The organism is Arthrobacter sp. SO3 (genome assembly GCF_020532825.1).
Taxonomy (GTDB): Bacteria; Actinomycetota; Actinomycetes; order Actinomycetales; family Micrococcaceae; genus Arthrobacter.
The window spans coordinates 21447-27594 of sequence record NZ_MQTS01000039.1 but is presented as its reverse complement, the minus strand read 5'-3'; the positions used below and the strand labels follow the sequence as shown (position 1 = coordinate 27594).

The 6148-nt window shown below is 66.9% G+C and carries 8 protein-coding genes and 1 pseudogene; 8 read left to right on the top strand and 1 reads right to left on the bottom strand.

From position 1 onward, the window contains the following. Nucleotides 1-271, bottom strand: a 271-nt coding sequence (locus BJQ90_RS04540) for a hypothetical protein (protein WP_226759114.1), incomplete at its 3' end; no start/stop codon positions are given. A 171-nt stretch (nt 272-442) separates the two neighbouring features. On the opposite strand from BJQ90_RS04540, the pseudogene BJQ90_RS04535 reads away from it, so the two are divergent. The 8 genes and pseudogenes from BJQ90_RS04535 to prfB all read left to right on the top strand — a co-directional run. Beyond that, nucleotides 443-1252, top strand: a pseudogene (locus BJQ90_RS04535) (CpaF family protein); the annotation flags it as partial. Continuing rightward, nucleotides 1252-2106 (top strand): type II secretion system F family protein, encoded by an 855-nt coding sequence (locus BJQ90_RS04530; protein WP_226759113.1) that lies wholly within the window; start codon nt 1252-1254, stop codon nt 2104-2106. The pseudogene BJQ90_RS04535 and the gene BJQ90_RS04530, both read left to right, overlap by 1 nt. Then, the gene (locus BJQ90_RS04525; protein WP_226759112.1) at nt 2103-3044 is read left to right on the top strand and encodes a type II secretion system F family protein; all 942 of its coding nucleotides are present in this window, start codon (nt 2103-2105) and stop codon (nt 3042-3044) included. The genes BJQ90_RS04530 and BJQ90_RS04525 overlap by 4 nt, the downstream gene beginning before the upstream one ends. A gap of 119 nt (nt 3045-3163) precedes the next feature. After that, nucleotides 3164-3361 (top strand): hypothetical protein, encoded by a 198-nt coding sequence (locus BJQ90_RS04520; protein ID WP_226759117.1) that lies wholly within the window; start codon nt 3164-3166, stop codon nt 3359-3361. Nucleotides 3362-3364: 3 nt separating this feature from the next. Further along, entirely contained in the window at nt 3365-3763 is a 399-nt protein-coding gene (locus BJQ90_RS04515) for a TadE family protein (RefSeq protein ID WP_226759111.1), read from the top strand. Then, complete coding sequence (locus BJQ90_RS04510) at nt 3744-4235, top strand: hypothetical protein (RefSeq protein WP_226759110.1); 492 nt, start codon at nt 3744-3746, stop codon at nt 4233-4235. The genes BJQ90_RS04515 and BJQ90_RS04510 overlap by 20 nt, the downstream gene beginning before the upstream one ends. An 8-nt stretch (nt 4236-4243) precedes the next feature. Further along, complete coding sequence (locus BJQ90_RS04505) at nt 4244-4771, top strand: pilus assembly protein TadG-related protein (RefSeq protein WP_319004602.1); 528 nt, start codon at nt 4244-4246, stop codon at nt 4769-4771. A 76-nt stretch (nt 4772-4847) separates the two neighbouring features. Continuing rightward, nucleotides 4848-5963, top strand: a complete 1116-nt coding sequence (prfB, locus tag BJQ90_RS04500) for a peptide chain release factor 2 (RefSeq protein ID WP_069952285.1) — start codon at nt 4848-4850, stop codon at nt 5961-5963. Nucleotides 5964-6148: the final 185 nt, after the last annotated feature.

The window sequence follows — 6148 nt, the reverse complement described above, 5'->3', positions numbered from 1 at the left end:
AAAGACCCCGGACCCGCAAAATCCCCGCCAATCCGGGAAACCCGGCCAGCCCCCGAATCCCCATGTCAGGAGCCCTGGTGTTGGACAGAGTTCGCCGCCAAAAAACAAGATGTGACATCGAAATCGAACGCCAGTCGGCGGTTTGTACGGTCCACGACAAGTAGGCCGCAACCTTGGAGGCGTAACTCTTGATCGTGTTCGGCGATCTGCCAAGGTCGTGCAGCTCACCAAGCCACGAGGATGCGACATGCAGCCGATCGTCAGCGTCCACGATCACGTATCTTTCGGTGACCCCATCCCTTAGGAGGGCTCGGCTGACTGTGTATATAGGCTGAAACGGCATCTGTCCCATGTTACTGACAGGGACCTCCCAATACTGTCAGCCACGCTCGGACGACAGACTGCGCAAACCGTGCCTGACATCTTTTTGTGGGGCTATATAACGGACGGTTCCCGCCTGCACGTGGTGATCCCGGACGTCACTCGGCGGCACTGGGCCATCAATATCCGCAAGTTCGTCGTGAAGGCCAGCAGGCTCGAACACCTCGTCGAACTGGGCACGCTGACGCCGCAGGCGGCCCGCTTCCTCGGCGCTGCCGTGGCCAGCGGCCTGAACATCCTGGTCTCCGGCTCCACCCAGGCCGGCAAAACAACCATGCTCAACTGCCTGGCTGCGAGCATCGGAACCCGGGAACGCGTCGTCACCGTCGAGGAGATCTTCGAACTGCAGTTCCCGCTTCGGGACGTTGTGGGGCTGCAGTGCCGGCAGCCCAACCTGGAGGGCGAGGGCGAAATTCCCATGCGGCGGCTGGTGAAGGAGGCGCTGCGCATGCGCCCGGACCGGCTGGTGGTGGGCGAGGTCCGGGAGGCCGAGAGCCTGGACATGCTGATCGCCCTGAATTCGGGCCTGCCCGGGATGTGCACGGTGCACGCGAATTCGGCGCACGACGCTGTCACCAAGATCTGCACCCTCCCGCTGCTGGCGGGCGAGAACATCTCCAGCGCTTTTGTGGTTCCGACCGTCGCGTCCTGCATCGACCTTGTGGTCCACTGTGCCCGGCACTCGAGCGGACGCAGGGAAGTCACAGAGATCCTGTCGTTGGGCCGGAGAGTCGAAAACGGCATCATCGAATCCTCCATGGTCTTCGCCTTCGAGGACGGACAGCTGCAACCCAGGGCCAACTCAATGCCGGCGGCTGAGAAGTTTGCCCGTGCGGGGTTCGACGTCGCCGCCCTGCTGGAGCCACGCTGATGGCAGCGCTGCTGGGCATGCTCGCCGGTGCCGGACTCCTGCTGATCTGGTGGTCTGCCTGGGAAGAGCCAAAATCGGCCCGGCGCGTGCCAAGACCCAGCCGTCAGGAGGATCTGCTGCGGTCGGCAGGAATCGAGAAGGTCAGCGGCGCCGGTCTGCTGGCCAGCTGCCTCGGTGTCGGCACGTTCACGATGCTCGTCTTCTTCGCGGTGACCAGGTCGTGGCCGATCGCGGGCTGCTTTGGCTTGTTTGGCGGCTGGCTGCCCATGGCCATCGTGAAATGGCGCGCCCGGAAGCGCACCGCTGTCCTGCGGCAACTGTGGCCCGACGTCATCGACCATCTGCGGTCGGCGATCCGTGCCGGCCTGTCGCTGCCGGAAGCCCTCATCCAGCTGGGCGATAAGGGTCCTGAGGAACTCCGCCATGTCTTCCGCGATTTTGGCTCCGACTACCGGGCCGGAGGGCAATTCGACCCCTCCCTGACCAGGCTGAAGGACCGACTGGCGGATCCCGTGGCCGACCGGATCGTCGAAGCACTCCGGTTGACCAGGGAAGTGGGCGGCTCGGATCTTGGCCGGCTGCTAGGCACGCTCGCGGAATTCCTGCGGGAAAGTGCCCGAACCAGGAGCGAGCTGGAGGCCCGGCAGTCCTGGACCGTCAACGCGGCGCGGCTGGCAGTCGCGGCCCCCTGGTTCGTCCTGATGCTGCTGGCAAGCCGGCCCGAAGCGGTGGCTGCCTATAACACGCCGCTCGGGGCCGCCGTCCTGATTGGGGGCCTGGCGGTGTCCCTGATCTCATATGCCGTCATGCTGCGCATCGGAGCGCTGCCGGCAGATGAGCGGGTGCTTCGATGACCGGGCTGCTGGCGACCGCCATCGCCTGCGGAGTCGTCCTTGGCTGCGGTATCTGGTTGCTGCTGACCAGGCTGCCGTTCCTGCGGCCAACCACCTTCGTCGAACGCATCGGCCCGCAATTGAAGTCCCACAACTTGGAATCCCGGCTCCTGCGGACTGCGCCGCGGAACTTCACCCCGTTCGGACCGCTGGAACGAATCCTGCGGCCGGTCATCGGCGACGCCCTCTCGTGGCTGGAGAAGCTGAACCCCGGGTCCTCGGCCCTGAACCGCCGCCTGGCGAGGGCCGGGAACGTCAAGTCGCCGGGCGATTTCCGGGCAGAACAGCTCCTGTGGGGCGCCGGCGGTTTCATCGCGTCGGCCGGAGGAGTCGTGCTGGTCGGCGCGGCGGGACGGCTCAGCCCCCTCCTCGCCGCCGTGCTGGTGATCGGCAGCGCCGCCGGCGGTTACGTGCTGCGCGATTACCTGCTGGGAGCCCAGATCAGAAAGCGCGAAGCACGCATGATGGCGGAGTTCCCCAGCGTCGCCGAGCTCATGGCCCTCGCCGTCAGCGCCGGCGAGAGTGCGACGGGCGCACTCGACAGAGTGTGTCGCAGCGCCCGGGGGGAGTTGTCGAAGGACTTCACCCGCGTCCTGGCCGAAACCAGGGCAGGGAAGCCGATCGTCGAGGCCCTGCAGGAATTCTCGGCACGGACCGAGCTTGGACCGTTGCTCCGCTTCGTGGACGGGCTCGTCGTGGCGGTTGAACGGGGAACGCCCCTCGCTGGGGTGTTGCGGGCCCAGGCCCAGGACGCCCGCGATACGGCGAAGCGCGAGCTGATGGAGTCGGCGGGAAAGAAGGAAATCGCAATGATGGTTCCCGTCGTTTTCGGCGTCCTGCCGCTGACGGTCGTGTTCGCCGTCTTTCCCGGCCTGGCCGCCATCAGCATGGGTTTGTGACAGCACCCAACAGGGAACCGCAAGGAAGCAGCAGGAAGACACCCGAACCACCGACAAAAGGGGAGAAAGTGAAGCAGATCCTGAACCGCATGGCGCTGTTGCTCTGCACCATCAGCCTGATGCCCGGGCACGCCAGGGCGTCCGGGGCCGTCGGGCGGCAGCCTGACCTGCCCGGTGACCATCGCGAGCGGGGCGATGTGCCCGGCTGGGTGATGATCACGCTGATGTCGGCGGTCCTCGTGGCCGCGCTGCTCGCCCTCGCCGGCCCGGCCCTGGAAGGACTGTTCAACCAGGCCATGGACAAGGTCGGGCAGTAACAGGTGCGGCTGCCCGGCGCCGGCTGGGGCAAAACTGACGAACGGGGTTCGGCGGTGGTGGACTTCGTACTCGTGGGCGGGCTGCTGACGCTGTTCTTCCTCGCCATCGTCCAGCTCACCCTTGTTCTGCACGTCCGGAACACGCTGATCGACGCCGCGGCCTCTGGCGCCAGGTACGGCACCCTCGCGGACCGCAGCGCCGTCGACGCCAAAGATCGGGCCGCGCAGCTGATCTCGATCGCGCTCAACCCGGAATTCGCCCAGGACGTGACCACCAGCGAAGCCACGTACCAGGGCATCCGGACCCTGGAAGTCACGGTCCGCGCACCGCTGCCCGTGATCGGGCTGATCGGCCCCCGCGCAGTCCTGGAGGTGAAAGGGCATGCGGCCATCCAGCCCTGAGGCACCTGACCGGTGGCCGGGGGGAGCGGCCCCGGGGGCAAACACCGCCGGCCCGGACGACGCCGAACGGGGAAGCGCCGTGGTCGAATTCACGTTCCTGTCGCTGCTTTTGATGGTGCCGCTGGTCTACTTCATCATCACGGTGGGCCAGCTCCAGGGCGGCTCATTTGCGGTCGTTGGCGCCGCGGACCAGGCCGCGAAGGTCTTCGTGGCCCAGACGGACGCGGCCGGCGGCCGGGCCGCCGCCGAGCAGGCGGTTCTGCTGGCGCTCGCCGACCACGGGCACACCGCCGCCAATGCCCGGGTCGAGACCAGTTGCGCCCCCGCGGACTGCATGGCTGCCGGTTCGGCCGTGACGGTCACCGTCCATCTCACCGTGCCGTTGCCGTTCGTCCCGTTCAGCGAGGTGCTGAACCTGAACGCCGGGCAGCTCAGCGCCTCCGCCACTCAACTGGTGGGCCGCTTCCGATGAACGTTCCCGTGAAGCGTCGCCCAACGCGCCGCCGGCAGCAACCGCAGCCAGCGCATCAACAGGGCGGGGCTGAACACGGCGGGGACCAACCCGGCGGGGACCAACGCCGCGATGCCGGGCAGCTGATGGTGCTGATCATCGGCTTTGTGCTGCTCGCCCTGCTTCTCGCGACCGTCGTCATCGCTGCCTCCAGCGTCTACATCGAGCACAAGAAGCTCCTGTCGCTGGCCGACGGCGCCTCGGTGGCTGCCGCGGACAGCTTCACCCTGGGGCAGCTCGAAACCGTTGGCGGCACCCCCACCGCCATCCTGACCGGAGCCCGCGTGCGGAGCACCGCCGTCGACTTCCTGGACCGCAGCAGCGCCTTCACGCGGTTCAGCGGCCTCGCTGTCGGGCCGGGAACGGGCAGCCCGGACGGATCCACCGCCGTCGTGGTGCTCAGCGCCGCGGTCCACCCTCCCGTCGTCAACTTCCTCGTCCCGGACGGCATCAGGATCGAAGCGAGTTCGACGGCGCGCTCCCGGCTGACGAGGTAGCCCCCTGGGTGGCTGCCCGGCCTGGCCGGCGACCCAGTCCGGGCGGCCCGCACGGATAGCGTAGGCTTAAAAAACCATGGCAAACATTGATTTTCCCGCAGAAATCCGCGCCCTGCGCGCCACCTACGCCTCGATCGAGAACGTTTCGAATGTCGAGGCGCTGAAGGAAGACATCGCCGAACTCAGCGAACGGGCCGGCGAACCCAACCTGTGGGACGACCCCGCAGCCGCCCAGGTCATCACCTCGCGGCTCTCGCACCGCCAGTCCGAACTCGCGCGCCTGAACTCGCTCACGTCGCGGATTGACGACCTCGAGGTCCTCGTGGAGCTGGGCCAGGACGAGGACGACGCGGACTCCATGGGGGAGGCGGCCACCGAACTGGAATCGATCCGCAAGGCGCTGAAGGAACTCGAAGTCGTGACCCTGCTGTCCGGCGAGTTCGACGAGCGCGAAGCCGTCGTCACGATCCGCGCCGGCGCCGGCGGCGTGGACGCCGCCGACTTCGCCGAAATGCTGCTCCGGATGTACCTGCGCTGGGCCGAACGGCACGGCTACCCGACCACCATCATGGACACCTCCTATGCCGAAGAGGCCGGGCTGAAGTCCGCCACCTTCGAAGTCAAGGCCCCCTACGCCTACGGCACGCTCAGCGTCGAGGCTGGCACCCACCGCCTGGTCCGGATCAGCCCTTTCGACAACCAGGGCCGCCGCCAGACCTCGTTCGCCGCCGTCGAAGTCATCCCGCTGATCGAGCAGACGGACTCCATCGATATCCCGGACAATGAGATCCGCGTCGATGTCTTCCGTTCCTCCGGCCCGGGCGGGCAGTCGGTCAACACCACGGACTCCGCCGTGCGCCTGACCCACATCCCGACGGGCACCGTGGTCTCGATGCAGAACGAGAAGTCCCAGCTGCAGAACCGCGCCGCTGCCCTGCGCGTGTTGCAGTCCCGGCTCCTGCTGCTCAAGAAGGAGCAGGAGGACGCGGAGAAGAAAGCGTTCGCCGGCGACGTCAAGGCCTCCTGGGGCGACCAGATGCGGTCGTACGTCCTGAACCCGTACCAGATGGTCAAGGACCTCCGTACCGAGCACGAGGTCGGCAACACCTCCGCCGTGTTCGACGGCGAGATTGACGACTTCATCGATGCCGGCATCCGCTGGCGGACCGACAACCGCAACGCGGACAAGTAACCGCGGACAAGTAACCGCGGACAAGTAACCGCGGACAAACTAACCGCGGACAGGTATCCCGCGCACAAGTGGCCGCGGGCTCATACTCCTCTGCCTCTTGCGTCACACCCGCCCCTTCCGGCTAATCCTGCGACACGCCCCTGCGCTCGGGCCGATCCGCCAGAGCCCGTGCGTATAGTCGAGAA

What these genes read in the sequence shown, in the direction of transcription:
- BJQ90_RS04530 (WP_226759113.1), top strand. Translation starts at nt 1,252, where the DNA reads ATGGCAGCGCTGCTGGGCATGCTCGCCGGTGCCGGACTCCTGCTGATC.
- BJQ90_RS04525 (WP_226759112.1), top strand. Translation starts at nt 2,103, where the DNA reads ATGACCGGGCTGCTGGCGACCGCCATCGCCTGCGGAGTCGTCCTTGGC.
- BJQ90_RS04520 (WP_226759117.1), top strand. Translation starts at nt 3,164, where the DNA reads ATGCCCGGGCACGCCAGGGCGTCCGGGGCCGTCGGGCGGCAGCCTGAC.
- BJQ90_RS04510 (WP_226759110.1), top strand. Translation starts at nt 3,744, where the DNA reads ATGCGGCCATCCAGCCCTGAGGCACCTGACCGGTGGCCGGGGGGAGCG.
- prfB (WP_069952285.1), top strand. Translation starts at nt 4,848, where the DNA reads ATGGCAAACATTGATTTTCCCGCAGAAATCCGCGCCCTGCGCGCCACC.